Annotated in this window: 1 protein-coding gene; it reads right to left on the reverse strand. The window is 57.5% G+C overall.

Going from position 1 to position 400, the window contains the following annotated elements:
* Positions 1-63: 63 nt before the first annotated feature.
* On the reverse strand, positions 64-400 hold a 337-nt coding region (locus D7Y13_RS50260; protein ID WP_500683216.1), incomplete at its 5' end, for a Rossmann-fold NAD(P)-binding domain-containing protein.

Here is a 400-nt window from a genome sequence, read left to right on the forward strand (position 1 = left end):
ATCTCATTATCAACAAACTATCATACAAGAGTCGATTTTGTGGGGAAATGCCTTCGACGTTGATCAATACACCGCCCGTTCGGCCCGTTCGCTACCGGCGTCTAAGTCGGTTTGAATGCTGTCGATTTTTGCCTGTATGGTAGCGAGGGCTATTTTTCCCAGGGGGAGTCGCAGCGGTGGATTGTCCACGTTCGCGAGGTCGACGATGAGTTGGGCGGCTTTGGCCGGGTCACCTTCCTGCTTGCCGTCAACGCCTTTGATTCGCTCCCGGAATACCCCGGCGGTCGCCTGATAATCGTCGATGACCGTGCGGGCCAGCCCAAATCCAGGCCCGGCGAACTTGGTTCGGAATGGACCCGGCTCCACCATCGTTACCCGAATGCCGAGGGGTGCCACCTCC

Origin of the sequence: Corallococcus praedator, assembly GCF_003612125.1 — a bacterium.
GTDB lineage: Bacteria > Myxococcota > Myxococcia > Myxococcales > Myxococcaceae > Corallococcus > Corallococcus praedator.